This window comes from Methylobacterium sp. NPDC097929, from assembly GCF_049543375.1.
In the GTDB taxonomy this organism is placed as follows: Bacteria; Pseudomonadota; Alphaproteobacteria; order Rhizobiales; family Beijerinckiaceae; genus Methylobacterium.
Map to the genome: position 1 here is coordinate 1,078,764 of NZ_JBMVEP010000001.1, position 25,461 is coordinate 1,104,224.

At 70.2% G+C, this 25,461-nt stretch carries 24 protein-coding genes; 14 read left to right on the forward strand and 10 right to left on the reverse strand.

Annotation, left to right across the window (positions count from 1 at the left end; translation table 11 throughout):
• Window positions 1-159: 159 nt before the first annotated feature.
• From ACPCJR_RS05165 to hpnK, 5 genes are all read left to right on the forward strand, one after another.
• On the forward strand, window positions 160-1,287 hold the full coding sequence (locus ACPCJR_RS05165) for an HpnL family protein (RefSeq protein WP_391510369.1): 1,128 nt from the start codon (window positions 160-162) through the stop codon (window positions 1,285-1,287).
• Window positions 1,278-1,895: an MlaC/ttg2D family ABC transporter substrate-binding protein gene (locus ACPCJR_RS05170; RefSeq protein WP_391510368.1), complete on the forward strand. Its 618-nt coding sequence runs from the start codon at window positions 1,278-1,280 to the stop codon at window positions 1,893-1,895. The genes ACPCJR_RS05165 and ACPCJR_RS05170 overlap by 10 nt, the downstream gene beginning before the upstream one ends.
• Before the next feature lie 218 nt (window positions 1,896-2,113).
• The gene (hpnI, locus tag ACPCJR_RS05175; RefSeq protein ID WP_391510367.1) at window positions 2,114-3,313 is read left to right on the forward strand and encodes a bacteriohopanetetrol glucosamine biosynthesis glycosyltransferase HpnI; all 1,200 of its coding nucleotides are present in this window, start codon (window positions 2,114-2,116) and stop codon (window positions 3,311-3,313) included.
• Window positions 3,314-3,370: 57 nt separating this feature from the next.
• Window positions 3,371-4,795 carry a hopanoid biosynthesis associated radical SAM protein HpnJ gene (gene hpnJ / locus ACPCJR_RS05180; protein ID WP_110352851.1) on the forward strand — a complete coding sequence of 475 codons (1,425 nt, stop codon included), beginning with the start codon at window positions 3,371-3,373 and terminating at the stop codon, window positions 4,793-4,795.
• A gap of 130 nt (window positions 4,796-4,925) precedes the next feature.
• Complete coding sequence (gene hpnK, locus ACPCJR_RS05185; RefSeq protein WP_391510366.1) at window positions 4,926-5,765, forward strand: hopanoid biosynthesis-associated protein HpnK; 840 nt, start codon at window positions 4,926-4,928, stop codon at window positions 5,763-5,765.
• 9 nt (window positions 5,766-5,774) lie between these two features.
• Here hpnK and ACPCJR_RS05190 read toward each other — a convergent pair whose 3' ends face one another.
• The 3 genes from ACPCJR_RS05190 to ACPCJR_RS05200 are packed head-to-tail and all read right to left on the reverse strand — an operon-like array spanning window position 5,775 to window position 9,121.
• Complete coding sequence (locus tag ACPCJR_RS05190; protein ID WP_391510365.1) at window positions 5,775-6,164, reverse strand: type II toxin-antitoxin system VapC family toxin; 390 nt, start codon at window positions 6,162-6,164, stop codon at window positions 5,775-5,777.
• Window positions 6,161-6,427: a type II toxin-antitoxin system Phd/YefM family antitoxin gene (locus ACPCJR_RS05195; protein ID WP_391511192.1), complete on the reverse strand. Its 267-nt coding sequence runs from the start codon at window positions 6,425-6,427 to the stop codon at window positions 6,161-6,163. Before ACPCJR_RS05195 ends, ACPCJR_RS05190 begins: the two co-directional genes overlap by 4 nt.
• A 45-nt stretch (window positions 6,428-6,472) precedes the next feature.
• Window positions 6,473-9,121, reverse strand: a complete 2,649-nt coding sequence (locus ACPCJR_RS05200; protein WP_391510364.1) for an MMPL family transporter — start codon at window positions 9,119-9,121, stop codon at window positions 6,473-6,475.
• A 740-nt stretch (window positions 9,122-9,861) separates the two neighbouring features.
• Here ACPCJR_RS05200 and hpnH point away from each other — a divergent pair.
• A complete protein-coding gene (gene hpnH / locus ACPCJR_RS05205; RefSeq protein ID WP_110352854.1) occupies window positions 9,862-11,025 on the forward strand; it encodes an adenosyl-hopene transferase HpnH in 1,164 nt (387 codons plus the stop codon).
• A gap of 136 nt (window positions 11,026-11,161) precedes the next feature.
• On the opposite strand, the gene ACPCJR_RS05210 is transcribed toward hpnH, so the two are convergent.
• Window positions 11,162-11,839: a phosphorylase gene (locus ACPCJR_RS05210; protein WP_391510363.1), complete on the reverse strand. Its 678-nt coding sequence runs from the start codon at window positions 11,837-11,839 to the stop codon at window positions 11,162-11,164.
• 23 nt (window positions 11,840-11,862) lie between these two features.
• Window positions 11,863-13,035 carry a polysaccharide biosynthesis/export family protein gene (locus ACPCJR_RS05215; RefSeq protein ID WP_423479141.1) on the reverse strand — a complete coding sequence of 391 codons (1,173 nt, stop codon included), beginning with the start codon at window positions 13,033-13,035 and terminating at the stop codon, window positions 11,863-11,865.
• Window positions 13,036-13,327: 292 nt separating this feature from the next.
• On the opposite strand from ACPCJR_RS05215, the gene ACPCJR_RS05220 reads away from it, so the two are divergent.
• The 4 genes from ACPCJR_RS05220 (at window position 13,328) to rpmF (ending at window position 16,191) form a co-directional block, all read left to right on the forward strand.
• The gene (locus ACPCJR_RS05220) at window positions 13,328-13,876 is read left to right on the forward strand and encodes a gluconokinase (RefSeq protein ID WP_391511640.1); all 549 of its coding nucleotides are present in this window, start codon (window positions 13,328-13,330) and stop codon (window positions 13,874-13,876) included.
• A gap of 9 nt (window positions 13,877-13,885) precedes the next feature.
• Window positions 13,886-14,689: a Cof-type HAD-IIB family hydrolase gene (locus tag ACPCJR_RS05225; RefSeq protein WP_391511639.1), complete on the forward strand. Its 804-nt coding sequence runs from the start codon at window positions 13,886-13,888 to the stop codon at window positions 14,687-14,689.
• A gap of 248 nt (window positions 14,690-14,937) precedes the next feature.
• A complete protein-coding gene (locus ACPCJR_RS05230; protein WP_391511638.1) occupies window positions 14,938-15,831 on the forward strand; it encodes a transglycosylase SLT domain-containing protein in 894 nt (297 codons plus the stop codon).
• A 171-nt stretch (window positions 15,832-16,002) separates the two neighbouring features.
• Window positions 16,003-16,191: a 50S ribosomal protein L32 gene (gene rpmF / locus ACPCJR_RS05235; RefSeq protein ID WP_003601373.1), complete on the forward strand. Its 189-nt coding sequence runs from the start codon at window positions 16,003-16,005 to the stop codon at window positions 16,189-16,191.
• Between the two features lie 93 nt (window positions 16,192-16,284).
• Here the strand turns inward: rpmF and ACPCJR_RS05240 are convergent, their stop codons facing one another.
• Complete coding sequence (locus ACPCJR_RS05240) at window positions 16,285-16,569, reverse strand: hypothetical protein (protein ID WP_391511637.1); 285 nt, start codon at window positions 16,567-16,569, stop codon at window positions 16,285-16,287.
• 108 nt (window positions 16,570-16,677) lie between these two features.
• Window positions 16,678-17,289, reverse strand: coding sequence for a polyhydroxyalkanoate synthesis repressor PhaR (gene phaR / locus ACPCJR_RS05245; RefSeq protein ID WP_391511636.1), 612 nt, complete (start codon window positions 17,287-17,289; stop codon window positions 16,678-16,680).
• 313 nt (window positions 17,290-17,602) lie between these two features.
• On the opposite strand from phaR, the gene ACPCJR_RS05250 reads away from it, so the two are divergent.
• From ACPCJR_RS05250 to ACPCJR_RS05260, 3 genes are all read left to right on the forward strand, one after another.
• Complete coding sequence (locus ACPCJR_RS05250; protein ID WP_391511635.1) at window positions 17,603-18,787, forward strand: acetyl-CoA C-acetyltransferase; 1,185 nt, start codon at window positions 17,603-17,605, stop codon at window positions 18,785-18,787.
• A 257-nt stretch (window positions 18,788-19,044) separates the two neighbouring features.
• Entirely contained in the window at window positions 19,045-19,773 is a 729-nt protein-coding gene (gene phbB, locus ACPCJR_RS05255; protein ID WP_110353880.1) for an acetoacetyl-CoA reductase, read from the forward strand.
• 153 nt (window positions 19,774-19,926) lie between these two features.
• Window positions 19,927-20,913, forward strand: a complete 987-nt coding sequence (locus ACPCJR_RS05260) for a lipid A biosynthesis lauroyl acyltransferase (protein WP_391511634.1) — start codon at window positions 19,927-19,929, stop codon at window positions 20,911-20,913.
• Between the two features lie 59 nt (window positions 20,914-20,972).
• Here the strand turns inward: ACPCJR_RS05260 and ACPCJR_RS05265 are convergent, their stop codons facing one another.
• From ACPCJR_RS05265 to ACPCJR_RS05275, 3 genes are all read right to left on the reverse strand, one after another.
• Entirely contained in the window at window positions 20,973-22,232 is a 1,260-nt protein-coding gene (locus ACPCJR_RS05265; protein WP_391511633.1) for an aminopeptidase, read from the reverse strand.
• A gap of 74 nt (window positions 22,233-22,306) precedes the next feature.
• Complete coding sequence (locus ACPCJR_RS05270) at window positions 22,307-22,600, reverse strand: DUF2218 domain-containing protein (RefSeq protein WP_391511632.1); 294 nt, start codon at window positions 22,598-22,600, stop codon at window positions 22,307-22,309.
• Window positions 22,601-23,015: 415 nt separating this feature from the next.
• Window positions 23,016-24,470: an FAD-binding oxidoreductase gene (locus ACPCJR_RS05275; RefSeq protein ID WP_391511631.1), complete on the reverse strand. Its 1,455-nt coding sequence runs from the start codon at window positions 24,468-24,470 to the stop codon at window positions 23,016-23,018.
• A gap of 181 nt (window positions 24,471-24,651) precedes the next feature.
• Here ACPCJR_RS05275 and ACPCJR_RS05280 point away from each other — a divergent pair, with 181 nt between their 5' ends.
• Window positions 24,652-25,347, forward strand: a complete 696-nt coding sequence (locus tag ACPCJR_RS05280) for a fumarylacetoacetate hydrolase family protein (protein ID WP_391511630.1) — start codon at window positions 24,652-24,654, stop codon at window positions 25,345-25,347.
• The last annotated feature ends 114 nt before the right edge of the window (window positions 25,348-25,461 follow it).

A 25,461-nucleotide genomic window follows, 5' to 3' on the forward strand; every position in this document is an offset into this window, starting at 1 on the left:
CGGGCGCCGCTTTGCTCCCCGGTGTGTCAATCGGGTGATAGACAGGGCTGGGCAAAGCTGCAACCTGCGGAAACGCTCCGCACCATCGGCCAAGCTTCAAAGGCCGGCACGGGTGGGATTTCGACAACACTAGCCTTCGCCGATTATCGAAAGAGGCTGATGAAGCGTCTCACTACACTGGCATCGATCGTTGGATTGGGCACGGCGCTGGCGCTGTTCCTGTCCTCCGGCGTGTCCGATGTCACGGCCGCGCTCGTCGGCGCGGGCTGGGGCGCCGTCGCCGTCGTGGTCGCCCGCTTCCTGGCGGTCGCCTGGGCGGGTCTCGGCTGGCACGTGGTGTTCCCCCGCGGCGCCGGCCCGACCTTGCGCGACTGCATCTCCCTGCGCTTCGTGCGCGAGGGCATCAATACGCTTCTCCCGGTGGCGCAGGTCGGCGGCGACCTCATCGGCGCGCGCCTGCTCACCCGCCGCGGCACCCCGGGCGGCATGGCCGGCGCCAGCATGTTCGTCGACCTGATGACCCAGGCGATCACCCAGCTCCTGTTCACGGTGGCCGGGCTTCTGCTGCTGATCCAGATCACCGGCGACGGGCCGATGGTGCGCACGGTCGCGGGCGGCGTGCTGATCGCCGTGCCGGCGCTCATCGCCTTCTACGTCATCCAGCGCCGCAGCGGTCACCGCCTGATCGAGGCGGCGCTCAGCCGCTTCGCCGCGGGCCGCGAGTGGCGGGCGCTCGGCGCCGTCGACGTGCTCTACGAGAACCTGCGCCGCCTCTACGGCAACCGCGCCCGCGTCGGCGCCGCCCTGCTCATCCATCTCGTCGGCTGGGTCGTCGGCACGGTCGAGGTCTGGATCGCGCTCAACGCGATGGGCTACTCGATCAGCTTCGTGGACGCCCTCGTCATCGAGAGCCTCGCCCAGGCCGTGCGCGGCGCCGCCTTCGTGGTGCCCGGCGCCATCGGCGCCCAGGAGGGCGGCCTGATCGCCCTGTGCGCCCTGTTCGGCATCCCCCCGGAGGCCGCGCTCGCCCTCTCGCTGGTGAAGCGGGTGGCCGATCTCGCCGTCGGCCTGCCGAGCCTCGCCCTCTGGCACCTGATGGAGCGCAAGGCCGCCGTCGGCACCGAGCCGGATGCGGCCGATGCGGTGCGCGAGGGTCTCGGCGCGATCCGGGCGCGGCTCGGCCGCCGCCTCGCGCCGGCCCCGCTCGCCCCGGCCTACTTCCCGGCCGCGCGCACGCCCGCCCTTTCCCCGGACAACGAAGCTGGAGCGCTCCAGAAGTGCGCCTGAACCGCCGCACCCTTCTCGCCGCCGCCGCGGTGTTCGCCGTCGCGGGAACGCCGCAGGCCGCCGAGGCTGCGGAGGATCCGGCCGTGGAGCCGATCCGGCGCCTCTACGCCAAGTTCGAGGAGGCGCTGAAGAACGGCGCGGGCGACCTCAAGGCGCGCCTCGCCATCGTCGGCGACACGCTCGCCGCCACCTTCGACACGGCCAGCATGGTGCGCACCGCCGTCGGTCCGAAGTGGAAGAGCTTCAAGCCCGAGCAGCAGGAAGCTCTGACCGAGACCTTCGGCCGGTACTTCGTCACGCTCTACGCCAACCGCCTGTCGCAGGCGGCGGGCGGCAAGTTCGAGATCAAGCCCCAGAGCGAGGCGCGCGGGCCCAACCGCGTCGTCTTCACCCGGGTCTCGAACAAGGACGGCGACGATTCGGAGGTCGACTACGTCGTCAACCCGGAGAACCGGGTGCAGGACGTGCTGCTCAACGGCAACGTGAGCGAGGTCGCCTCCATGCGGGCGGGCTTCTCCGACCCGCTCAAGAGCGGCGGCGCCGACGGTTTGCTGAAATTCATGCGTGAACGCACCGACGGGATGCTCGCCGTCAAAGTCTCGCCTTGAGACCCGTGTCCTAGGACGTCGCTCCGAAAGCCGGTCGTCGGCTTTCGGGACGATACCGGAGCGGCGCTCCGCCCGAAACGGAGACCGGTTCGGGGGTCGGGAGCGCCTTATCAGCAGGGCATCGGAGCCGCGCCCGGCGGGGCACGGCCTCAAGGCCCGACCAGACGCCCCGCCGCGGCGGGATTCGATAGCCAACCAGCAGCGAGCAACGCGGCGCCATGGACCTGAACGAGCTGCTGGGCTGGATCGCACCGCTTCTGCTGACGATGGCGCTGGCCGGCTGCGTCTACGCCCTGCTCGCCGCCCGGCTCACCGGCCGCTTCGCCGCCCGCGCCGCGCCGGCCGCCCTGGCGCCCGACGCGCCCCGCCCCAGCGTGACGATCCTCAAGCCGCTCTGCGGCCTTGAGCCGGACCTGTTCGAGAATCTCGACAGCTTCTGCCGCCAGGATTACGCCGGCCCGGTGCAGGTCGTGTTCGGGGTGCAGAGCGCCGCCGACCCGGCCCTCGCCGTGGTGCAGCGCCTGCGCGCGGCCCATCCCTCCCTACGCCTCGACCTCGTGGTGGATGCGAGCCAGCACGGCTCGAACCGCAAGGTCTCCAACCTCATCAACATGTCGGAGAGGATCGCCCACGACGTCGTGGTTCTGGCCGATAGCGACATGTCGGTGCGGCCCGATTACCTGGAGCGCGTCGTCGCCGCCCTGTCCCAACCGGGCGTGACCGGCGTCACCTGCCTCTATCACGGCGTGCCGGGCGAGCGCGGCCCCTTCGCCCAGCTCGCGGCGCTCGCCATCGACGTGCAGTTCGTGCCCAACGTCATCCTCGGCACCAGCTTCGATCTCGCCCGGCCCTGCTTCGGCTCCACCATCGCCATGACGGCGGCGTCGCTCGCCCGCATCGGCGGCTTCCGCGCCTTCAAGGACGATCTGGCCGACGACTACGCCATCGGCGAGGCCCTGCGCGCCGAGGGCGGCCGGGTGGCGATTCCCGCCTTCACCATCGGGCATGCCTGCGTCGACACCGACCTGTCCGGCCTGTGGCGGCACGAGCTGCGCTGGAACCGCACCATCCGCAACGTCGATCCGAAGGGCTATGCCGGCTCGATCGTCACCCACGCCTTCCCGCTGGCGCTCATCGCCGCGCTGATGCCCGGCGCCGGCATCGGCGCGCTGGCGGTGGCCGCGCTCGCGCTCGCCTGCCGCATCCTGCTGTGCCTGCGCATCGAGCGGGCCTTCGGCCTCGCGCCCCACGCCTACTGGCTGTTGCCGATACGTGACATGCTCTCCTTCATCAACTTCACCTGGAGCTTCGTCTCGGGTGCGGTGACATGGAAAGGTCACGATTACCGTGTGGTTGCGGACGGCACGCTCATTCCGGAGCACGGCCTCGGTCGCGAGTCGCGCGCGACCTCGGTCTAAGCTTCAAACCATTCGCCCTCTACAGTCATTCGCTCGAGCCTTGAGGCCTTGAACCCCATGCGCACGCTCTTCCTGCAGGCCCCCACCTTCGACGGCTTCGATGGCGGCGCCGGCTCGCGCTACCAGGCCAAGCGCGAGATCAAGTCGTTCTGGTACCCGACCTGGCTGGCTCAGCCCGCCGCGCTCGTGCCGAACTCGAAGCTGATCGATGCGCCGCCGCACAACATCAAGCTTCAGGAGATCGTGGCCCAGGCCAACGATTTCGACCTCGTGGTGCTTCACACCTCGGTCCCGTCCTTCAAGTCGGACGTGAAGACCGTCGAGGCGCTCAAGGCCGCCAACCCTCGGCTGATCGCCGGCCTGATCGGCGCCAAGGTCGCGGTCGATGCCGCCGGCGCCATGGCCCAGGCCCCGGCCATCGATTTCTGCGCCCGCAACGAGTTCGACTTCACCGTCAAGGAAGTCGCCGACGGCGTGCCGATGTCTGAGATCAAGGGTCTGTCCTATCGTGACGCCAACGGCGTCGTGGTCCACAACGAGGACCGCGAGATCATGACGGACATGGACCAGCTGCCCTTCGTCACGAGCGTGTACAAGCGCGACCTCGAGATGGAGAAGTACTTCATCGGGTACCTCAAGCACCCCTACATCTCGTTCTACTCGGGCCGTGGCTGCAAGAGCCGCTGCACCTTCTGCCTCTGGCCGCAGACGGTCGGCGGGCACACCTACCGGACCCGCTCGGTCGCGCACGTGATCGAGGAGATCAAGTACTGCCTGAAGGAGTTTCCGCAGACGAAGGAGTTCTTCTTCGACGACGACACCTTCACCGACAATCTCCCGCGTGCCGAAGAGATCGCCCGCGAGCTGGGCAAGCTCGGCGTGACGTGGTCGTGCAACGCCAAGGCCAACGTGCCGCGCGAGACCCTGAAGGTCCTGAAGGAGAACGGCCTGCGTCTCCTGCTCGTCGGCTACGAGTCCGGCAACCAGAAGATCCTCAACAACATCAAGAAGGGCATGCGCGTCGAGGTGGCCGAGAAGTTCACCAAGGACTGCCACGACCTTGGCATCGCCATCCACGGCACCTTCATCGTCGGCCTGCCCGGTGAGACCAAGGAGACGATCCAGGAGACGATCGCGTTCGCCAAGCGCATCAACCCGCACACGATCCAGGTCTCGCTCGCCGCGCCCTATCCGGGCACCTTCCTCTACAAGCAGGCGGTCGAGAACGGCTGGCTCGATGTCGAGAATGCCGAGCTGGTCGACGAGAACGGCGTGCAGATCGCGCCGCTGCACTACCCGCACCTGTCGCACGGCGAGATCTTCGCCGCGGTCGAGGAATTCTACCGGAAGTTCTACTTCCGCGCCCCGAAGATCGCCTCGATCGTGAACGAGATGGTCCGCTCGCCCGACATGATGAAGCGCCGCCTGCGCGAGGGCGTCGAGTTCTGGCACTTCCTGCGGGACCGCAAGGCCGCCGCGTAACGCCGATCCGCGCGAACCGTCGAACAAGCGAGGAAGGCCGGGCGCGAGCCCGGCCTTCCTCGTTTCCAGGGCTCCGCCCTGGACCCGCGAGAGGGCTCGCCCTCTCGACACCCGAGAGAGGGGGCAGAGCTTGAAGCGACTGGTCGTCACCGCCGACGATTTCGGCCTGAGCCGCGAGGTCAACGAGGCCGTCGAGCAGGCCCATCGCGAGGGTATTCTGACCGCGGGGAGCCTGATGGTCTCCGCGCCGGGCGCCGCCGACGCCGTCGCGCGGGCACGGCGGACGCCGTCCTTGCGGGTCGGGCTGCATCTCGTTCTGGTCGAGGCGTGGCCGACCCTGCCGCCCGAGACGCTTCCCGACCTCACCGACGGGCAGGGGCTGATGCGGCGCGACATGGAGCGTCTCGGCCTCGACCTCGCCCTCAAGGCGAGCGCGCGCCGCCAGCTCGCCGCCGAGATCACCGCGCAGTTCGAGGCCTTCCGCGCGACCGGCCTGCCGCTCGATCACGTCAACGCGCACAAGCACTTCCACATCCACCCGCTGATCGCCGGGATGGTGCTGCGGATCGGCCGCGCCTACGGGATGCGGGCGCTGCGGGTGCCGCGCGAGCCGCGCGACCTGCTCCGGCGCGCGGAGCCCGGCTTTCAGGGCAAGCCCGCCCTCGATACGGCGCCCTGGGCGGCGCTCCTTGCCATGCGGGCACGGCAGGCGGGGCTGCTGATTCCGGACCGGACGCTCGGCCTCGCCTGGTCCGGGGCGATGACCCCAGATCGGGTCACCGCCCTGCTGCGTCACCTGCCGGACGGGCTGACCGAACTCTACACCCACCCCGCGACCTCCGGCGGTTTTACCGGGGAGGCGCCGGGTTACCGATACGCGGCCGAGCAGGACGCGCTGATCGCGCCGCAAGCGCGGGAGGCCGCCGACCGGAGCGGCGCGGCGCGGGGCGGGTTCTCGGATTTCGGGTGAGGCGGCCTTTCAGACGAGCTTTGCCGCGAGAGGGTGGTCGCGCAGAGCAGCGTCGAGCGTGACGAGCCGAAGGTTTTCGACGGCGCATTGCGCGAGCAGCAGCCGGTCGAACGGGTCGCGCGTGGGCGGAACAGGCGCGATTTCGATGAGAGCATGCGCGGCCGTGATCGGCAGGACGGCGAAGCCCGCCGCCTCGAAGTAGCCCGCCAGGCCATTCAAGGGCAGCCCCGGATCGAGCTTGCCGAGACGCGTCTTGATCGCGATCTCCCAGAGACTGGCAACGCTGACCTTCGCTTCAAGGCCGGGCTGTTGCAGCAGCCGTTCCGCGGCGGCACTGACCGCCGACAGTCGCTTCAGCGCGATCGCCACCAGGATGTGGCTGTCGAGGAGGAGCCTCACGTGCCGGGGAGGGGCCGGATCAGAAAGTCCTCTGGCAGCGGTTCGTCGAAGTCGGGGGCGATGAAGCCGGGGCGCCGCACGATGCCGTTTCGACGCAGATAGGCCTCGCCTGCCTCGAAATCGACCCCACCGCGCGGGCGATGCGGCACGAGGTCGGCCACGGGGCGCCCCTCGCGCGTCAGCACGACCGTTTCACCCGCCTCCACCCGGCGGGTCAGGTCGGCGAAGTCGCTCGCTGCCTCTTCAAGGGAGATCGTGACCATACCCGCGAGGATAGAATCCCCGCCGGGTACGGTCCAGCCCATCCCTCACTTCACCGCGGCATGCTCCCGGGCGACCGTGCCCGGCGGGCGGCCGGCTTCCTCGCCTTCGGGACGGCTCGCATCCGGCTGCTTCGGCGGCGGGCCGAGGAAGGCCGGAACCACGAAGAAGGCCGCGAGCAGCGTGAAGAACAGCGACAGCGCGAGCAATTCGCCCATGCTGGCCGTGCCCGGATGGCTCGACAGCATCAGCGAGCCGAAGGCGGTGCCCGTGGTCAGCGCGGAGAAGAAGATCGCCCGCGTCAGGCTGGAGGCTAGCATGTCGACGACGCCCGCCCGCCACGCGATCACGTAGTAGATGTGGAAGGCCACGCCGACCGCCAGCATCAGCGGCAGGGCGATGATGTTGGCAAAGTTCAGCGGCATGCCGATGACCTTGAGCGCCATCAGCGTCCACAGCGTCGCCAAGACCAACGGGCCGAGCGTCATCGCCACGTCCCAGGGTTTGCGTAGCGCGACCGAGAGCAGGATGAAGATCAGCGCGAGCGCCGTCAGGCCGGCCTGCACGAAGGCGCCGAGGATGGTGTAGCTCGACTCGGTCGTGGCGATCGGCGCGCCGGTGGCGTGGGGATCGACCGTCTGCACCTCCTTGGCGAAGCGGCGCAGCACCTCGTCGTCGTTCGAATCGCCCTTCGGGTGAACCTCGATGCGGGCGCGGCCGTCGCTCGTCACCCACTCGGCCTTCAGGGGCTTGGGCAGGTTGTCGAGGGTGATCTTCTTCGGATCGAGCAGCCCGGACAGGCGGCTCATCAGCGTCTTCAGGTCGGTGGTGAGCGCGACGCTGGCCGCCTCGCGCTTCTCGGCCGGGGCGGCGGCCAGCGTATCGAGGGTGCCCGACAGGCGGTCCGCCGCCTTGGCGCCGGCCGAATCGCCGTTCGCGATGGTCTTCAGCGCCGCGGCCGTTTCCTTGAGCGCCTTGACGTTCTCGGCATCCGTCGGCGGCGGCGGCTTGCGGGCCGGGTTGAGGGCCGGTCCGAGAAGCTGCGCCGTCTCTTGGATCGTGGCGAGCTTCTGGTCCTGATCGCGGGGCACGAAGGTGTCGATCGAAATCACCTTGGCGACCGTATCGAGACCTTCCAGGCGCTTGGACAGGTCCGGCACCGCATCGACGTTCGGGGCGAGCACGTCGATCGAGTTGGGGCTGGTGGCCGGGTCCTTGATCAGGTCGAGATAGGTCGCGATCGATTCCACCTTTGGACTGCGCAGGTGCATCGGGTTGGAATCGAACGGCAGCTTCAGGAGAAGCGGGATGCCGGCGACGGTGATCAGGCCGACGACGATCAGGACCCACTTGCGGTGCTCGACGATCCAGTGATCGACGCCCGCCATCCAGGTCGTCTCCACCGCCCGCTTCTCGCCGCGCGGGTTGAACACCGCGATCAGGGCCGGGAGCAGGGTGAGCGAGAACAGGTAGGCCACGATCATGCCGACGCCGGCGATGAGGCCGAGCTCGGACACGCCGCGGAACTGCGTGGGCAGGAAGGCGAAGAAGCCCGCCAGCAGCGAGACCGCCGCCAGCGTCAGCGACCAGCCGACCCCGCGCGACGCGCCGCGGAGTGCGGCATCGACGCTGCCGAGTTCGTAGCGGTCGGCCCGGTAGCGCACGGCGAACTGGATGCCGAAATCGATGCCGAGGCCCACGAACAGGGCGGCGAAAGCCACCGAGATCGGGTTCAGCTCGCCCACCATGGCCAGACCCAAGGCCGCCGTGACGACGAGGCCCGAGAAGGTCGTGATCAGAACGGCGATGACGAGCGGCCCGGAGCGGAGCGCCAGCCACAGGAACAGGACGATGGCCGCCGTCGTCAGCGAGTAGTTGAGGAAGGCGTCGTCGGCGAGCGTGGCGAACTCGTCGTCGGCCACCGCGACCGGGCCGGTGAGGCGGATGCGCAGGCCGTGCGCCGCATCGATGTTCTGCTCGGCGGCGACCCGCCGGATCAGCTTGGTCGCCTCGCGGCCCGGCTCCAGGGCGTTGTAGTCGAGCACCGGCTGGATCATCACGAACTTGCGCGTGTCCGTGGTCTCGCTGCGCCCGCCCGCGAGCAGGGTCTGCCAGGACATGCGGGCGCGCTGCCCGTCGAGCACCTTGCGCAGGGTGTCGTCGATCTGCGTCATCGGCTGGGCGAGATCGTCGAGCTTGGCGTCGCCGCTCTTCACGCCCTTCACGCCGAGGCTGAGCACCCGCATCACGCCGCGCAGGGAGGGGTCGGCGGCCAGCGGCCCGAGCAGGCCCTGCTGCTCGATCAGGCGCTCGGTGGCCTGCTCCAGTTCCTGCTGCGACATCAGCAGGAAGCCGTTGCGGTCGAAGAAGGGGCCGCCGTCGGGCCGGTAGACCGTCTCGATCTCGGAGCGGTAGGATTTCAGGGCGTCGGCGAAGCGCGCGGCGGCCTCCTCGGCGATCTCCGGCGTCTGCCCGTCGATCACCGCGGCCACGAGATTCGTGCGCTGCGGGAACGCCTTCTCGAAGGCGATCTCGTCCTGGCGCCAGGAGACGCTCGGCTCGATCAGCCGCTCGACATCGGTGTTGATGCGGAACAGGTGGGCGGCCGCCGCGGCCCCCGCGATCGTGAGGAGCGCCGCGGCCACCAGAACCAGCCAGCGACGCCGGACGGAAAACGCGACGAGACGTTCGATCACGTAAAACCCTGCCTGCCTAGCGATCCGGTCCGACACCCCCGTGACGACGGTCCGGGACGTTTTACGGTCCCGTTCCCTCCCGCGACACAGGACGCGGCGTCCTCAGAAGGCGGCGGCGCGCCGAATCGATCCTCATCATGACCCGCCGGACGTGACCCCCGGGGGTAGGAAGCCCGGATGGACGCCGCCGGTCGGCGGTCCCTTCCCGGTGGACACGGACCGCGCCTGGGTCAGCCCCCGAAGAGACTCCACGCCGATCCTTCGTGTCGTTGGCGCGCTACCTACTTGTCCCGGCGAGGGAATGCAACGCGCCGGCACAATCGCCGGCAGCCCGCGTGGGGCAGTGCGATTTCGCACCGCACCCGAATGGCTCGGGCGATCAGGGTCGCGGCGGGTTCCGGGGGAGCGACTCGGCGGTCGGACGAGGACCCGCCCGGTGGCGCGCGGCGCACACGAGATCGTCAACGATCCGGCCGTCCTTGCTTGGCTCATGTTTCGCAAGGTCAAAAATCCGCCGCAGAACCCGGAAATCAGCAGATCATTCCCGTTTCGGTCCGCTCAGCCGAAGGCCTCACCCCGATGCCTGAAGCCGCCTGCGCGTCCGCGACGACACAGTCAGCACAAATCGGGCGCGTCAAACGTCCTCTCGGAATGATTCCAGCCTAATGCGCTGGAATTCTTGTCCTTCTCACGCTAATCAGCCCGGCTGAATCCGGGAACAGCATTTAAGGAGCCGCGTCTTGGGAATCCCCATACGGTACGTCGCGAAGATCGGCGGCTATATCCTCAAGCAGCACCTCACCGGGCGGAAGCGCTACCCGCTCGTCATGATGATGGAGCCGCTGTTCCGCTGCAATCTCGCCTGCGCCGGCTGCGGAAAGATCGACTACCCCGACGAGATTCTGAACAAGCGCCTGCCGGTGGACGAGGCGCTCGAATCCGTGCGCGAGTGCGGGGCTCCCGTGGTCGTGATCGCGGGCGGCGAGCCGCTTCTCCACAAGGATCTGCCGCAGATCGTGCAGGGCATCATCGCGCAGAAGAAGTTCGCGATCGTCTGCACGAACGCGCTGCTCCTTGAGAAGAAGATCAAGGAGTACAAGCCCTCGCCCTACTTCACGTGGTCGATCCATCTCGACGGCGACAAGGAGATGCACGACGGCTCGGTGTGCCAGCGCGGCGTCTACGACAAGGCGGTGGCGGCGATCGCCAAGGCCAAGGAGATGGGCTTCCGCGTCACCATCAACTGCACCTTCTTCAACAATTCCTCGCCGGACAAGATCGCCGACTTCTTCGATTCGGTGACCCGCATGGGCATCGATGGCATCACCGTCTCGCCGGGCTACGCCTACGAGCGCGCGCCCGACCAGAAGCACTTCCTCAACCGCAAGGCGACCAAGGACTTGTTCCGCGGCGTGTTCCGGCACGGCAAGGAGAAGGGCCGCGAGAAGTGGACCTTCCAGCAGTCGGGCCTGTTCCTCGACTTCCTGGCCGGCAACCAGACCTACCACTGCACCCCGTGGGGCAATCCGACCCGCACCGTGTTCGGCTGGCAGAAGCCCTGCTACCTGCTCGGCGAGGGCTACGCCGCGACCTTCAAGGAGCTGATGGAAGAGACCGACTGGGACGCCTACGGCACCGGCAACTACGAGAAGTGCGCCGACTGCATGGTCCACTCGGGCTACGAGGCCTCCTCGGTGGTCGATTCCGTGCGCAAGCCCTGGAAGCCGTTGGTGCACGCGATCCGCGGCATCAAGACGGAAGGCGACATGGCGCCGGAGGTCAGCCTGGAGAACCAGCGCCCGGCCGAGTTCGTGTTCTCCCGCAACGTCGCCCAGAAGCTGTCCGAGATCAAAGCCTCGGGCGTCGACACCAAGCAGGAAGCCCGCAAGCGCACCGCCGCCTGAGGGCTCACGCCGGCAGATGTCCAACGAAAAGGCCCGCGCGGTTCCGCCGCGCGGGCCTTTTCATGTCCGGGCTCCCATCATGGCGGCGAAGTGGCCTCGCGGCGGAGTCCGAGCGCCGGCGCGACCCATCCGGGGCTCAGGGCAGGCCGAGACCGGGGCCGAGCCGTGCCCGGCAGCGCGCGAGCGCCGCAAACGCCGCCGAGGAATCGCGGCCGAGCCGGATCAGCTCGCCGATCCGGGCCTGACCGCTCAGCAGCGCCCCGAGCACCGCCCGGAGATCCGGCTCGCCCGCGGGCGTGAGGGCCGAGGCCGCGAAGGCGGGCAGGGCGCGCCCGGCGGGATCGCAGACGACGCGGATCGCCGCGAAGGGGAGGGCGTGGCGGGCGGCGTAGGCGGCCGCCACGTGGGATTCCATGTCGACCGCCAGGGCGCCCGTGCGGGCGTGCAGCGCCGTCTTGTCGGCCACCGCCATGATCGCGACGTCCGATCCCGCGAGGCCGCCGGCGACGACGCGATCCCGCGATCCGGCGAGGCGTTCGGAGAGATGCCGGGCGAGATCGGAATCCACCGGCTCTCGCCCGTCGGCGTCGAGCCGGGTGCAGACGACCACGTCGCCGGGCCGCAGGGCCGGGTCGAGCCCGCCGGCGATGCCGAAGCTGATCACCGCGCGCAGGCCGGCGGGCGGGCGCCCGTCGAGCGCGGTCCGCAGCCGGGCGGGATTGCCTCCGGCCTGGATCGTCTCGACACCGGGCCCGGCGGCGATGCGCGCCTCGCGGGCCAGCCCGACCACGGCGAGAACCGTCCCCGCGCCCATCGGAGCGGCCGCCGCGCCGCGGCTCACCGCTGGCGCGCGACGGAGTAGAGGGAGGCGCCGGAGGCGACCGGAGCGGCCACGGTGGAGAACACGCCGAGCACCTTGCCCACCTCGGCGAACGGCGCGCTCGACACGTAGACGAGGTCGCGGTTGCGCATGCGGAAGCTCTGGGTCAGGAACAGCCCCTGCGGATCGCGCAGGTTCACCCGGTACACCACCGGCACCTGGCCCGAGGCCAGGAGCGGCGAGTTCGGCCGCAGACGCCGCACCACCGCCGCCGGCTCGTAGCGGAACAGGAACACGCCCTCCGGATCAGCCTGGGTCTCGCGCAGGCCCGAGGCCCGCGCCAGCGCCTGCGACAGCGACAGCCCGTCGGCCGAGAACGGCACCTCGGTGGTGGCGCCCAGCGCACCCACCGAGAGGAAGGTCTGCGGATCGCGCACCAGCGTCAGGGTGTCGTCGGGGCGCACGAAGATGTTCTCGCGCGGGTTGGCCACCACCGTGCTCATCGGCACCGTGACCGTGCGGTTGCCGCGCGAGAGCCGCACGAAGGTCTCGGCCACGGGCGTGCGCACGCCGCCGGCCAGGGCGATCACGTCGAGCAGGCGGTCGGCCCGGCCGGTGAGCGGCACGCGCCCGCCGGTGCTGGCCTCGCCGGTGACGGTGACCGAGCGCGAGACCGGCTTGGTGACGGAGACGAGCACCTGCGGCTGGATCGCCTTGCCGGCCAGCTCGCTCTCGATCAGCGTCTGGACGTCCTGGGTGCGGCGCCCGGCGACCTTGATGCGTCCGGCATAGGGCACGGAGATGGAGCCGTCGGGTCCGACGATCTGCTCGGGGATGAGGGCGGATTTGGATCCGGCGGAGAAGCGGTCGGCCACGAGCGGCCCGGAGAACAGGCCGCCGGATCCGGCTTCCCAGACCTGGACGGCGACGGCATCGCCGACGCCGATGACGGGTTCGACGGCGGGGCGGTTGTCGCCGAAGGTGACGAGGAGGCTGTCGAGGGGGCGGGCGCGCAGGGCTTCGACGACGGCGGGGGTGACGTCGATGATCTCGTAGCGGGCGAACAGGCCCTCGGCGGTGGCCACGTCCGCGCCCGTCTCGATCGCCGAGGTGGTCGGACCGGCTGCCGGAAGGAACGAGCAGCCCGACACCGCCACGGCGGTGAGAAGGACGGTGGCTAGAGCGCGCATTCAGGCCGCCTGACGGTTTCTCTCAGCCGGTGGGTAGCCCAAACCGGCCAAGCTGTCCGTGGCGAGGCCGCCACACCGGCCCGATCCGCACGGAATCGGGCCTCTGTCCCCGAAGCCCACACCTGTCCCGTCCTCGCCGCGCGGCCGCGTCTTCGCATCCGGCCTCGCTTCGAAGGGAACGAGGATGGTCCTGCCGCCGGGCTCCGCTACCTGAGTCCCGCCCGCACGCGTCGCCCGCCCGGCCACGCAACCGTGAGAACGGTGCGCAGCAAGGACCGCTTCAAGGAGCCGGATGACCGCCTCGACATCCCGATCCCCCGCTCCGACCGTCCTCGTGGTGATGGGCGTCTCGGGCTCCGGCAAGAGCACGGTGGCCGCCCTGCTGGCCGAGCGACTCGGCTGGCCCTTCGTCGACGGCGACGACTTCCATACCCCTGAGAGCATCGCGCGGATGCATGGCGGGCACCCGCTCGACGATGCGGCGCGCGCGCCCTGGCTGGGGCGGATCCGCGCCTGGATCGACGCGCGGCTGGCCGCCGGTGAGAACGGGATCGTCGCCTGCTCGGCGCTCAAGCGCGCCTACCGCCAAGCCCTGACCGGGGACCGCCCGCAGGTCCGGATCGTCTTCCTGGAGGGAAGCCGTGCGGTGATTCAGGAGCGGATCCGGGCCCGGCACGGCCATTTCATGCCCGCCTCCCTCCTCGACAGCCAGTTCGCCGCCCTCGAACCACCGGGGCACGCCGAGGGCCCCATCACCGTCGGCATCGAGGAGGGGCCCGACGCCATCGTCGCCGCCGTGTCGATCCGGCTCGGGCTCCCGGCCGGCGATACCTGCGGATAGGACGCTTCCATGACCATCGCCCTCGTCGTCTCCGATGTCGACGGAACGCTCGTGACCGACGACAAGCGGCTCACGCCGGCCGCCGTCGCGGCCGTGCGACGGCTCGCGCGCGCGGGAATCGGCTTTACCCTGGCCTCCAGCCGGCCGCCGGTCGGCCTGCGCGCGCTGGCGCGGGCGCTCGATCTGACGCTGCCGATGGGCGCCTTCAACGGCAGCACCGTCTGCGCCCCCGACCTCGCGCCGATCTCGGAGCGGCTGATTCCCGAGCCGGTCGCCCGGGCGGCGGCGGAGCGCCTGGAGGCGGCGGGCGTCGATGTCTGGGTGTTCGCGCGCGGGGCCTGGAACCTGCGGGACGCGGAGGCGCCCTATACCGACCTGGAGCGCCGCACGCTCCAGGCCGATCCGAACGTGGTGGGCGATCTGGGCCCGCTGCTGGAGCAGGCGGCCAAGATCGTCGGCGTCAGCCGCGACCACGCGGGCTTGGCGCAGCTGGAAGAGGCGCTCACCGCCGAGATCGGGACCGGGGCTGCCGTGCATCGCTCGCAGCCCTACTACCTCGACGTGACGCCGCCCGGCATCGACAAGGGCAGCTTCGTCGCCGATCTCGGCCGGCGGCTCGGCCTTCCCCGGGAGCGAATCGCCACGCTGGGGGATGCCGCCAACGACATCGCCCTGTTCCGGGAGAGCGGAGTCTCCATCGCCATGGGAAACGCCGCCCCCGCGGTGCAGCGGGCGGCCTCCGCGGTGACGGCGAGCAACGAGGAGGACGGTTTCGCCCGCGCGATCAGCCGCTTCGTGTTCGGCGATACCTGAGATCCGCAACCGGCGGGGCCGGGCGCCGCTGCGCCAATCCTGCCACAGGCCTCGCGCCACGACTGCCGCCCTCCTCAGGGATTTCGGGCGCCTCCACGTTCCCGCCTCATTTGCCCCCGACCCAAGCGAGACAAACTGAGCCGTAACGCGTGATGCTCGCGCGGCTCCCGCGGCAGCCGCCCCGTCCAGGGACGCGCTGCCGAAATGGCGGGAGGTTCGCGAGGCACGAGAAAACGACCGGGTCTCCCATGCGCCTTCTCCTCGCCGCCTTGCTTGCCGCCGCCGTTCCGGCGACGGCCCTCGCTCAGGAGGCGGCGCGGGACAACATCGATGCGCTGATCGCCGAGCAGGCCCGGACCCACAAGGTGCCGGAGGCCTTCATCCATCGGGTGGTCAAGCGGGAGAGCAACTACAACGCCCGGGCCAAGGGCGGCTCGGCGCTGGGCCTGATGCAGATCAAGCACGCGACCGCCCGGGGCCTCGGCTATACCGGCGACGCGGCCGGGCTCTACGACCCCGCCACCAACCTGAAATACGGCATCGCCTACCTCGCCGGGGCCTACAAGGCCGCCAAGGGCGACTTGGAACAGGCCTACCGCTACTACAACCGCGGCTACTACTACGCCGCCAAGCGCCTCGGCATCGACGCTACGCCGCCCGACGAGGCCACCACGACCGTCGCCTCGGCCGCGCAGCCGGCCAAATCCGCCAACGGCTTCGCCACCCTGTTCGCCCCGCGCAGCAGCGGGACCTCAGCGGTCCCGGCCGCCGGCACCCAGGCGCTGGCCTACGCCGCGCCCGGCCCGGGCCCGACGGACGCCGTGGAGGTGCCGCTGCCGCCGCGCCGGCCCACGGCGCTCACCGGCGCCGCCGAGCCGGTTCAGGTCGCGAGCCTTCAGCAGCCCGTCGCCGCACCGCCCGCGCCGCAGGCACAGCCGGTCCAGGCGGCAGCTCAAGCGCCCTCCATCGCCGCGCAGCCGATGCAGGCTGGCCTGGCCGACAGCGTCGAGGTGCCGCTGCCGCCGCGCCGTCCCTCCGAGACCGTGCTGGCGGCCATCGCCCGCCCGCCCGTCGCGGTCGCCCGCAAGCCGTCCGCGCCCGCCCCGGTCCTGGAAGCCTCGGCCCAGGTCGCCACGCCCTGAGGCTGAAGCCCTTCGTTTCCCGGCTGTCGATCGAGAAACCGATCCTCTAGCCAGTCGCCTTTCCTGCGGTTATACAGCCCGCCTCGAATCTCCGTCACTCAACGCGGTGCCATCGGTGATCCCCCGATAAGGGGATGCCTTGGGCGCCCTTTTTGCCTGAGGTAATCTCCCATGGCCGTTCCGAAGCGAAAGACCTCCCCCTCCCGGCGCGGCATGCGCCGCTCCGCCGACGCCCTCAAGGCCCCGACCTATGTCGAGGACAAGGATTCCGGCGAGCTGCGCCGCCCGCACCACATCGACCTGAAGACCGGCATGTATCGCGGCCGTCAGGTCCTCAAGGTGAAGTCCGCCGAGGCGTGATCGCCTCGCGCGTTCCGACGGACCGGAAACCGGTCCGTCGACGGAATGCGCGTTGAAGCAAGTCGCTAAGGCCGCCGGCAGCAGGCCCGGCGGTCAGGCCCGTTTTCCGAAGGCCGCGGCCCGCGCGTAGAGCGCGACCGCGGCCTTCGTGCGTTCGGAGCGGGCCGTGCGTAGGGCCGGATCGGCGCTGACGATCAGCTGAGTGAGGAAGCCCGCCATCGGACGGCGCCCCCGCAGGCGGGGACCGGAGCCGGCATCGGACGTGTGACCGGGCAGGCGATCCAGAACGAGGGCGCGGCAGGACGAGCCGGGGGAGGGACCCGTTCCGGCACAGGCATGACCCGCCCCGGCACTCTCTTCCGTTTCGGGATGATCCATCGCGCGACGCCTCCGGCCCTGCACGCGGTTACGTGCAAGGCCGGGGCCGACGTTAACTCGATCTTAACGCTTTGTCGCCGGGGTCTGGTCGCCGGGGCTTGGCGCGGCCTACTTCCGCGCCAGCGATTCCAGGCGGGCCTGCATCTCGGCCATCTGCTTCTTCAGCTCGTCGAGGTCGCTCGTTCCGCCGGAGGCGGGCGCGGGGGTCGTCGTGGCCGGCACCGAGGAAGCGGCGCCCGACGGCGGGGCAGGGGGGCCGAAGCCGCCGGTGAACATCTTCATCGCGTCGCCGAAGAAGGTCATGTTGGCCCGCACCTGCTCCTGCAGCGCCTGCTGGAACACGGAGGGGCCGAAGCTCTGGGCCATCTTCTCGCGAAGACCGTCCTGATCCTTGGCGAAGTTGGCCATGGAGAATTCGAGGAAGCTCGGCACCATCGTGCGCATGCTGTCGCCGTAGAAGCGAATCAGCTGCCGCAGGAAGGCCACCGGGAGCAGGTTGTCCTCGCCGGCCTTGTTCTCCTGCTCGAAGATGATCTGCGTCAGCACCGAGCGGGTGATGTCGTCGCCCGAGCGCGCATCGTAGACGATGAAGTCCTCGCCGTTCTGCACCATCGTCGCGAGGTCTTCGAGCGTGACGTAGGTCGATGTGCCGGTATGGTAGAGCCGGCGGTTGGCGTATTTCTTGATGACGGTCTGATGCGCCCTGCCGTTCTCGGCCATCGTTGCGACACCTCCCGCTTCGGTCATGAGTCCGCGCAAAGCTCGACGCTCCGCCATGATCGGCCGCCCGCGTGACGCGAGCCCGGTTCTGTCATCGTCCCGGGCAACCTTAAGGCTTTCGCGGCGCGGCGAAAACAGCAATTTCTCCCTGTCCCCGCAGATTCCGGCCGCACCGACGAAACGTTCCCGCCGTGTTGTCCGAAAGCACGCTTGACTTCGACATGTGCGCGCTCTTCATCCGAAGAACGGCAGGTCGCGCACCGGATCATCTGGTCTACCAAATATCGCGCCGCCGAACGAGGAGAACGTCACGATGGCAGCCAGCGAAGATATCGTCATTGTCGGGGCGGCGCGCACGCCGGTGGGATCGTTCTCCGGCGCCTTCGGCTCGGTGCCCGCCCACGAACTCGGCGCCGTGGCGATCAAGGCCGCGCTGGAGCGCGCCGGCGTCTCGCCGGACGACGTGGACGAGGTGATCTTCGGCCAGGTTCTCACCGCCGCCGCCGGCCAGAACCCGGCCCGCCAAGCGGCCGTCGCCGCCGGCATCCCGGAGAAGGCGACCGCCTGGGGCCTCAACCAGGTCTGCGGCTCGGGCCTGCGCACCGTCGCGGTCGGCATGCAGCAGATTGCCAACGGCGACGCCACGGTCATCGTGGCCGGCGGCCAGGAATCGATGTCGCTCAGCCCCCACGCCCAGTACCTGCGCGGCGGCCAGAAGATGGGCGACCTCAAGCTCGTCGACACGATGATCAAGGACGGCCTCTGGGACGCCTTCAACGGCTACCACATGGGCCAGACCGCCGAGAACGTCGCCCAGGCCTTCCAGCTCACCCGCGAGCAGCAGGACCAGTTCGCGGTCCGCTCGCAGAACAAGGCCGAGGCCGCCCGCAAGGAGGGCCGCTTCAAGGAGGAGATCGTCCCCGTCACGGTGAAGGGCCGCAAGGGCGACACGATCGTTGATACCGACGAGTACATCCGCGACGGCGCCACCGTCGAAGCGATGGCCAAGCTCAAGCCGGCGTTTGCCAAGGACGGCACCGTGACCGCCGCCAACGCGTCGGGTCTCAACGACGGCGCCGCCGCCCTCGTGCTGATGTCGGCCGCCGAGGCCGAGCGCCGGGGCATCACCCCGCTCGCCCGGATCGTCTCCTGGGCGACCGCGGGCGTCGATCCGAAGGTGATGGGCACCGGCCCGATCCCCGCCTCCCGCAAGGCCCTCGAGAAGGCCGGCTGGAAGCCCTCCGACCTCGACCTGATCGAGGCCAACGAGGCTTTCGCCGCCCAGGCTCTGGCCGTGAACAAGGACATGGGCTGGGACGACGAGAAGGTGAACGTCAATGGCGGCGCCATCGCCATCGGCCACCCGATCGGGGCCTCGGGCGCCCGCGTCCTCATCACCCTGCTGCACGAGTTGAAGCGCCGCGATGCCAAGAAGGGCCTCGCGACCCTGTGCATCGGCGGCGGCATGGGCGTCGCCATGTGCGTCGAGCGCGTCTGAGCGGCAACGGGGAAGGGCGGCCGACGCCCTTCCCACCCCTAAACCTCAAGCAAAATTTAGCCAAAACGGCTTGAGGCCTCGTGAAATTTAAATGCGGTGCGGTCTCACGACCTGCCGTCTACACAGGCCGGGCGGGGGCCGTGGGCCGGCACGGACAGCGGTGGTGACAGGATCGTTGCCCTGTCCGCTGCAAGCCTAGCGGGCATTCCGCCAACCAGCTTAACAACAAAACCCGATACGGGAGCACGGAGGAAATCATGGCTCAGGAACGCGTCGCCCTCGTCACGGGCGGAACGCGCGGCATCGGCGCCGCCATCTCGAAGCGCCTGAAGGAGAAGGGCTACAAGGTCGCCGCCAATTACGGCGGCAACGACGAGGCCGCCAACGCCTTCAAAGCCGAGACCGGCATTCCGGTGTTCAAGTTCGATGTCGGCGATCTCGCCAGCTGCGAGGCGGGCATCAAGGCGATCGAGGCCGAGGTCGGGCCGATCGACGTGCTGGTGAACAATGCCGGCATCACCCGCGACGGTGCCTTCCACAAGATGACCTTTGAGAAGTGGCAGGCGGTCATCAAGACCAACCTCGACTCGATGTTCACCTGCACCCGGCCGCTGATCGAGGGCATGCGCTCGCGCAACTTCGGCCGCATCATCATCATCTCGTCGATCAACGGCCAGAAAGGCCAGGCCGGCCAGACCAACTATTCCGCCGCCAAGGCCGGCGTGATCGGCTTCGCCAAGGCTCTCGCTCAGGAGAGCGCCTCGAAGGGCATCACCGTGAACGTGGTGGCTCCGGGCTACATCGCCACCGAAATGGTGATGGCCGTGCCGGAGGACATCCGCAACAAGATCATCTCCACGATCCCGACCGGGCGCCTCGGCGAGGCCAACGAGATCGCCCAGGCGGTCGAGTATCTGGCGAGCGACGAGGCCGGCTTCATCACGGGCTCGACGCTGACCGTCAACGGCGGCCAGCACTTCGTCTAAGCGAAAGCCGTCCGTCCAAGCCTTCCGGAGGCCGCCGGTCCGTCATCGGGCCGGCGGCCTTCGCCGTTTCTCGGGCAGCGCGCTCGCCTGCCTGAGAAAAATACTTTATGCCCCCTCCAACCCTCCCCGATCCCTTCTCTCGATGAGCCGGCTGTGCTGCGCCTCGCGCTGATCTTGCGGCGGAACCTGCCTCGGCTGGCGGGGCTCGCGACCATCCCGCTGATCCGGTCGATCTTCCTGCTCGCCCGGATGCTCGGCACCGACCGGGCGAGCGCGGCCGGCGGCCGGCTGGCGCGCTTCGTCGGCCCGTTCCTGCCCTCGCACCGGACGGCGATGGCGAACCTGCGCGCGGCCTACCCGGAGGCGGACGAGGCGCGGCTGCGGGCGATCGCCCGCGACGCCTGGGACAATCTCGGCCGCACCGGCGCGGAATACGCCCATCTCGACACGATCTTCGACTACGACCCCGACGACGCCGCGACCCAGCGCATGGAGGTGCGCGGGCTGGAGCAGTTCACCGCGATCCGCGACGACGGTAAGCCGGGCCTGATCTTCTCGGCCCATCTCGCCAACTGGGAACTGCCCGCGATCTGCGCGGAGAAGTTCGGGCTGGAGACCACCGCCGTGTTCCGGCCGCCGAACAACCCGGCCGCGGCCCAGCTGGTGCAGGAGGTGCGCCGCAAGACCATGGGGGGGCTGGCCGCCTCCGGCCCCGGCGCGGTCTTCGCCATGCAGGGCGTGGTGGAGCGCGGCGGGCATCTCGGCCAGCTCATCGACCAGCACTTCACCCGCGGCGTCGTCGTGGATTTCTTCGGCCGGCCGGTGCTGGTCAACCCGCTGCTGGGCAAGCTCGCCCGGCACCACGACTGCCCGGTCCACGGGGCGCGCGTGGTGCGCAAGGAGGGCGGGCGCTTCCTGCTCGAACTGACGCCGCCCCTCGATCTGCCCCGCGGCCCCGACGGGCAGATCGAGGTCCAGGGCGCGATGCAGGCGATGACGGCGGTGATCGAGGGCTGGGTGCGCGAGCATCCCGGCCAGTGGCTCTGGATGCACCGCCGCTGGCGTCCCAACATGCTGCCGAAGGGCGCGCTCGCGGAAAGCGTCTCGCCGCGCCCATCCCATCTATCCCCCTCATCCTGAGGCGGCTGCGCCGCACCTCAGGATGAGGTCGCGGGTGGGCGAATGCCTCTACAAAGCAATCAATCGGCCCACTCGCCGCGGCGCATCACCGGTACGGCCTCGCCGGAGGCGGTGATCCCGTCCACGTCGATCTCGGCCGAGCCGATCATCCAGTCGATATGGATCAGGCTGCGGTTGGCACCACGCTCGGCCAGATCCGCCTCGCTCAGGCCCTCGCCGCCCGCGCGGAAGCACTTGGAGTAGGCTTGGCCGAGTGCGACGTGGCTCGCGGCGTTCTCGTCGTAGAGCGTGTTGTAGAACAGCAGGCCCGAGGCCGAGATCGCGGAGGAGGCGGGCACCAGCGCCACCTCGCCCAGACGGGCCGCGCCCTCGTCGGTGTCGAGCACCTTGGCGAGCACGTCGTTGCCCGTGCGCGCCCGCGCCTCGACGATCCGTCCCTCAGAGAAGCGGACGCGGATCTCGTCGATCAGCGTGCCCTGGTAGGAGAGCGGCTTGGTGCTGGCGACGACGCCCTCCACCCGCGCCCGGTGGGGCGTGGTGAACACCTCCTCGGTCGGGATGTTGGCGTTGCAGACGACGCCGTTCTTGGCGGTCGTGGCGCCGCCGCACCATTCGTGGTCGTCGGCGAGCCCCACGGTCAGGTCGGTACCCGGGCCGCGGAAGCGCAGGGCCGAGAAGCGGGAGCCGTTGAGCCGCTCGGTGCGGCGGGCGAGATCCCGGTTGTGCACGCCCCAGGCCGCGACGGGGTCAGCGGCATCGATGCGCGAGGCGGCGAACACGGCGTCCCAGAGGCGGGCGAGCGCCTCGTCCTCGGGCAGGTCGGGGAAGACCGTGCGCGCCCAGGGCTTGGTCGCCGCCGAGACGATGGTCCAGTTGGTAGAGAAGCCCGCGATCAGTTCGAGCGCCGGCACGTAGGCCTGCGAGCGCGAGCGGTTGGCGCGGGCGACCTTGGCCGGGTCCTGGCCCGCCAGCAGGGACGGATCGTCGCCGGAGATGGCGAGCCGCGCCGCGCCGCCGCGATAGGCATCCGCCATGCCGGCGTAGAGCCAGCCGGCGGCCTTGTCGAAGGCCTCGTCCGGCGCGTGGGCGAAGCGGGCGAGGGTGGCCGCGTCATCCGCGTAGAAGGTCGTCACCAGGGAGGCGCCGGCCCTGTAGGCGTGCTCGGTGATGGCGCGGGCCAGCGGCACCGCCTCCAGCGGCGCCGTCATCACGAGTTCCTGGCCCTGGCGAAGCCCGAGCCCGACCCGCACGGCGACCTCGGCCAGCCGGTCGAGGCGCTGGGCGAAGGGGAGGGCGGCCGTTCCCGGCATCTGGCTCATAGGATGGGTCTCTCCGAGCGATCCGCCGCGCGCCGTCTCCCCGGCTCAGGCCGGTCCGTCGGACCGATGCCCGCTCAGGCCGCGCGCGACCAAGTGATGTCGCCCAGATTCTCGCGGAAGGCAAAGCGCAGGAGGTGGTCGGACACGACGTTCTCCAGCCGGGTCAGGCCGGCGGGATCGGGGGTGGCGACCTGCATCAGCAGCGCGTCCGGGCTCGCCTCGAAGAGGCAGACCCGGTCCTCGCCGAACGGAACGCGGCCCTTGTCGCCGCTCTCCTCGACGGGGAACTTGTGGCTCCAGTGCCGGCAGAGCTGCTTGAGGTAGCGGGTGGCTTCCGCGGTGGGCACCCGGGCCTGGGAGGTGGGCATGGTGGGTCTCCTTCAGGATCGTTGAGGACGGGAGCGCGTGTGGGCCGCGCCGCAACCGTCGCGCCGAATGGATCGCGCCCGCCCTCTGCCGTTGCGGCGCGGGGCCGTCGGCACCGCAGCGCAGCATGTGAGGCGAACGGATAAGAGCATCATGCGACCAAACCGAGGCGTGTCGTCCCGGCCTGGATCGCCGCAGAGAGCGATTGTCGGGCCGCGAGGGTTAACGATCTCGTCATTCGAGGCGCGATTCCGGTTGTGCGCAAGGCCGATTTCCGTCCTTCGAGCAGCAATCATGCCGTCGCTTTGTGCGTCGCACAATAAGCGATTTGCACGGATGCGCGTTCCCGCGTGCGCCCCGTCACCTCGCCGCCGGGTGCGGAAACGGGCGCGGTTCGAACCGGTGCGAGGGCGCCGGTCAGACCGGCAGGGCGGGCGGCGGATCGTCGGACAGCGCCACGACCTTGCCGGGATTGAGCAGGTCGTGCGGGTCCAGCGCCGCCTTCAGCCGACGCATCAGGTCGAGCCCGACCGGATCGGCGATGCGGGCGAGCTCATCGCGCTTGATCAGGCCGATGCCGTGCTCGGCGGCGATCGAGCCGCCCATCCGCTCGACGATGGTGTGAACGATTCCGTTGAAACGGCCCCATTGCGCGAGGAAGGCCGCCGTCTCCAGGCCGACCGGCTGGGTCAGGTTGAAGTGGATGTTGCCGTCCCCGAAATGCCCGAACGGGCAGGGGCGCAGGCCCGGCATCTCGGCTTCGCAGGCGGCCGTGGCCTCCTCGAGAAAGTCGGCGAGGCGGGACAACGGCACCGAGACATCGTGCTTGATCGAGCCGCCCTCCGCCTTCTGCACCTCGGGCAGCGATTCGCGCAGGCGCCAGAGGGCGGCGTCCTGAGCGGCGCTGCCGCCGATGGCGGCATCCTCCACCAGTCCGGCCTCCATGGCCTCGGCCAGCAGCGCCTCCAGGTCGGCCCGCGTGTCCGCGCCGGGGCGCGGCGAGGACAGCTCGACCAGGGCGTAGGCGGCGTGGCTCCCGGCCAGGGGCGGACGCACGCCGATCCCGTGCCGCAGCACCATCTCCAGGCCGAAGCGGGGCATGTACTCGAAGGCCGTCAGCCCCCGGTCGGCGCCCGCGCGCAGCCGCTCGAACAGGGCGAGCGCCGCCCGCGCCGAGGGCAGCCCGACGAAGCCGACGGTCTTCGAGAGGGGCCTGGGGAACAGCTTCAGGGTCGCCGCGGTGATGATGCCGAGCGTCCCCTCCGAGCCGACGAAGAGGTGCTTGAGGTCGTAGCCCGCGTTGTTCTTGCGCAGAGCCTTGAGCCCGTTCCAGACCCGCCCGTCGGCGAGCACGACTTCGAGCCCGAGCACGAGGTCGCGGGCATTGCCGTAGGCGAGCACGGCGAGCCCCCCGGCGTTGGTGGCCAGCCCGCCGCCGATCCGCGCCGTGCCCTCCGCCGCCCAGGAGAGCGGGAACAGCAGGCCCGCCGCCTCGGCCGCCGCCTGCACGTCGGCCAGGATCATGCCGGCCTCCACCGTCATCGTGGCCCCGAGCGGATCGACGGCGCGCAGCCGGGTGAGGCGGTTCAGCGAGAGCACGATCCCGCCGAAGGGCACGCCGCCGCCGACGAGGCCGGTATTGCCCCCTTGGGCCACCACCGGCACCCGCGCCGCAGCGCAGGCCCGCACGGCGAAGGCGACCTCCTCGGTCGTGCCCGGGGTGACGACGGCGAGCGCGTGGCCGCGATAGAGCCCGCGCGACTCGACGAGGTGCGGCGCCAGATCCGCCGGCTCGGTGCGGACGTGGCGCCCGCCCAGCCGCTCGGCGAGCGCGGCGAGAAGGCGTCCGTGGGAGGCGCTGGCGTCTGGCATCGGCGGCGTTCGGAGGATGGGGAGCGATCCTCCCAGATAGGCCGGCCGGACGCCGTTTGCAGCCGCGGCCGCGCGGGGACATGACAGGCGCATGGCACGCGCGCTGCGCTCGCGGGTTTCCCTCCCGCGGCACCGCGCCGCCCGATCGAACGACCGCTCAGACGACGAGGCCCGAGGCGCCATGCTGTCCGTGATCCCCAATCCGCCGCGCGCCACGCTGCCGATCCTCGGCAGTTCCGATCTCTTTCCCGTGCGCCGGATCTACTGCGTGGGCCGCAATTACCGCGCCCATGCCCGCGAGATGGGCGCCGACGAGCGCGACCCGCCCTTCTTCTTCCTCAAGCCGGCCGACACGCTCCAAGTCGTGCCCGAGGGCGCGACGGTCGAGCATCCCTACCCGCCGCGCACGGACAACTACCATTTCGAGGTGGAACTGGTGGCCGCCCTCGGGCGGGGCGGGCGCGACATTCCCGTCGAGACGGCGGGCCAGCACGTCTACGGCTACGCAGTCGGCCTCGACATGACCCGGCGCGACCGCCAGGACGAGGCCAAGCGGCAGGCCCGGCCCTGGGACCTCGGCAAGGCCTCCGATCTCTCCGCGCCCGTCAGCCCGTTGCGGCCGGCCGGCACCATCGGCCATCCGCGCACCGGCGCGATCACCCTCGCCGTCGATGGTGCGGAGCGCCAGCGGGGCGACCTGTCCGAGATGATCTGGTCGGTGCCCGAGCAGATCGCGCTGCTCTCGACCTATTTCGAGCTGCATCCCGGCGACCTGATCTTCACCGGCACGCCCTCCGGCGTCGGGCCGGTGCTGCGCGGGCAGACCATGACCGCGCGGGTCGAGGGCGTGGGCGCGCTCAGCCTCCGCGTCGTGTAGGCGGCGCGATCGGGGCGGCCCGGAGCGCGAAGGGCCGAGATCTCGCCGGGACGTCAAGGCGTGCTTTACGCTTGCGGCGCATGCTGCCGCCAAGCGCGTCAGCTCCGGAGGGCC

Excerpts from the sequence above, each read along its gene's own strand:
- ACPCJR_RS05165 (WP_391510369.1), top strand. The coding sequence starts at position 160 with ATGAAGCGTCTCACTACACTGGCATCGATCGTTGGATTGGGCACGGCG.
- hpnI (WP_391510367.1), top strand. The coding sequence starts at position 2,114 with ATGGACCTGAACGAGCTGCTGGGCTGGATCGCACCGCTTCTGCTGACG.
- hpnJ (WP_110352851.1), top strand. The coding sequence starts at position 3,371 with ATGCGCACGCTCTTCCTGCAGGCCCCCACCTTCGACGGCTTCGATGGC.
- ACPCJR_RS05195 (WP_391511192.1), bottom strand. The coding sequence starts at position 6,427 with ATGGTCACGATCTCCCTTGAAGAGGCAGCGAGCGACTTCGCCGACCTG.
- ACPCJR_RS05210 (WP_391510363.1), bottom strand. The coding sequence starts at position 11,839 with ATGGGCGCGGGGACGGTTCTCGCCGTGGTCGGGCTGGCCCGCGAGGCG.
- ACPCJR_RS05215 (WP_423479141.1), bottom strand. The coding sequence starts at position 13,035 with ATGCGCGCTCTAGCCACCGTCCTTCTCACCGCCGTGGCGGTGTCGGGC.
- ACPCJR_RS05220 (WP_391511640.1), top strand. The coding sequence starts at position 13,328 with ATGACCGCCTCGACATCCCGATCCCCCGCTCCGACCGTCCTCGTGGTG.
- ACPCJR_RS05225 (WP_391511639.1), top strand. The coding sequence starts at position 13,886 with ATGACCATCGCCCTCGTCGTCTCCGATGTCGACGGAACGCTCGTGACC.
- ACPCJR_RS05230 (WP_391511638.1), top strand. The coding sequence starts at position 14,938 with ATGCGCCTTCTCCTCGCCGCCTTGCTTGCCGCCGCCGTTCCGGCGACG.
- rpmF (WP_003601373.1), top strand. The coding sequence starts at position 16,003 with ATGGCCGTTCCGAAGCGAAAGACCTCCCCCTCCCGGCGCGGCATGCGC.
- ACPCJR_RS05240 (WP_391511637.1), bottom strand. The coding sequence starts at position 16,569 with ATGGATCATCCCGAAACGGAAGAGAGTGCCGGGGCGGGTCATGCCTGT.
- phaR (WP_391511636.1), bottom strand. The coding sequence starts at position 17,289 with ATGGCCGAGAACGGCAGGGCGCATCAGACCGTCATCAAGAAATACGCC.
- ACPCJR_RS05250 (WP_391511635.1), top strand. The coding sequence starts at position 17,603 with ATGGCAGCCAGCGAAGATATCGTCATTGTCGGGGCGGCGCGCACGCCG.
- phbB (WP_110353880.1), top strand. The coding sequence starts at position 19,045 with ATGGCTCAGGAACGCGTCGCCCTCGTCACGGGCGGAACGCGCGGCATC.
- ACPCJR_RS05265 (WP_391511633.1), bottom strand. The coding sequence starts at position 22,232 with ATGAGCCAGATGCCGGGAACGGCCGCCCTCCCCTTCGCCCAGCGCCTC.
- ACPCJR_RS05270 (WP_391511632.1), bottom strand. The coding sequence starts at position 22,600 with ATGCCCACCTCCCAGGCCCGGGTGCCCACCGCGGAAGCCACCCGCTAC.
- ACPCJR_RS05275 (WP_391511631.1), bottom strand. The coding sequence starts at position 24,470 with ATGCCAGACGCCAGCGCCTCCCACGGACGCCTTCTCGCCGCGCTCGCC.
- ACPCJR_RS05280 (WP_391511630.1), top strand. The coding sequence starts at position 24,652 with ATGCTGTCCGTGATCCCCAATCCGCCGCGCGCCACGCTGCCGATCCTC.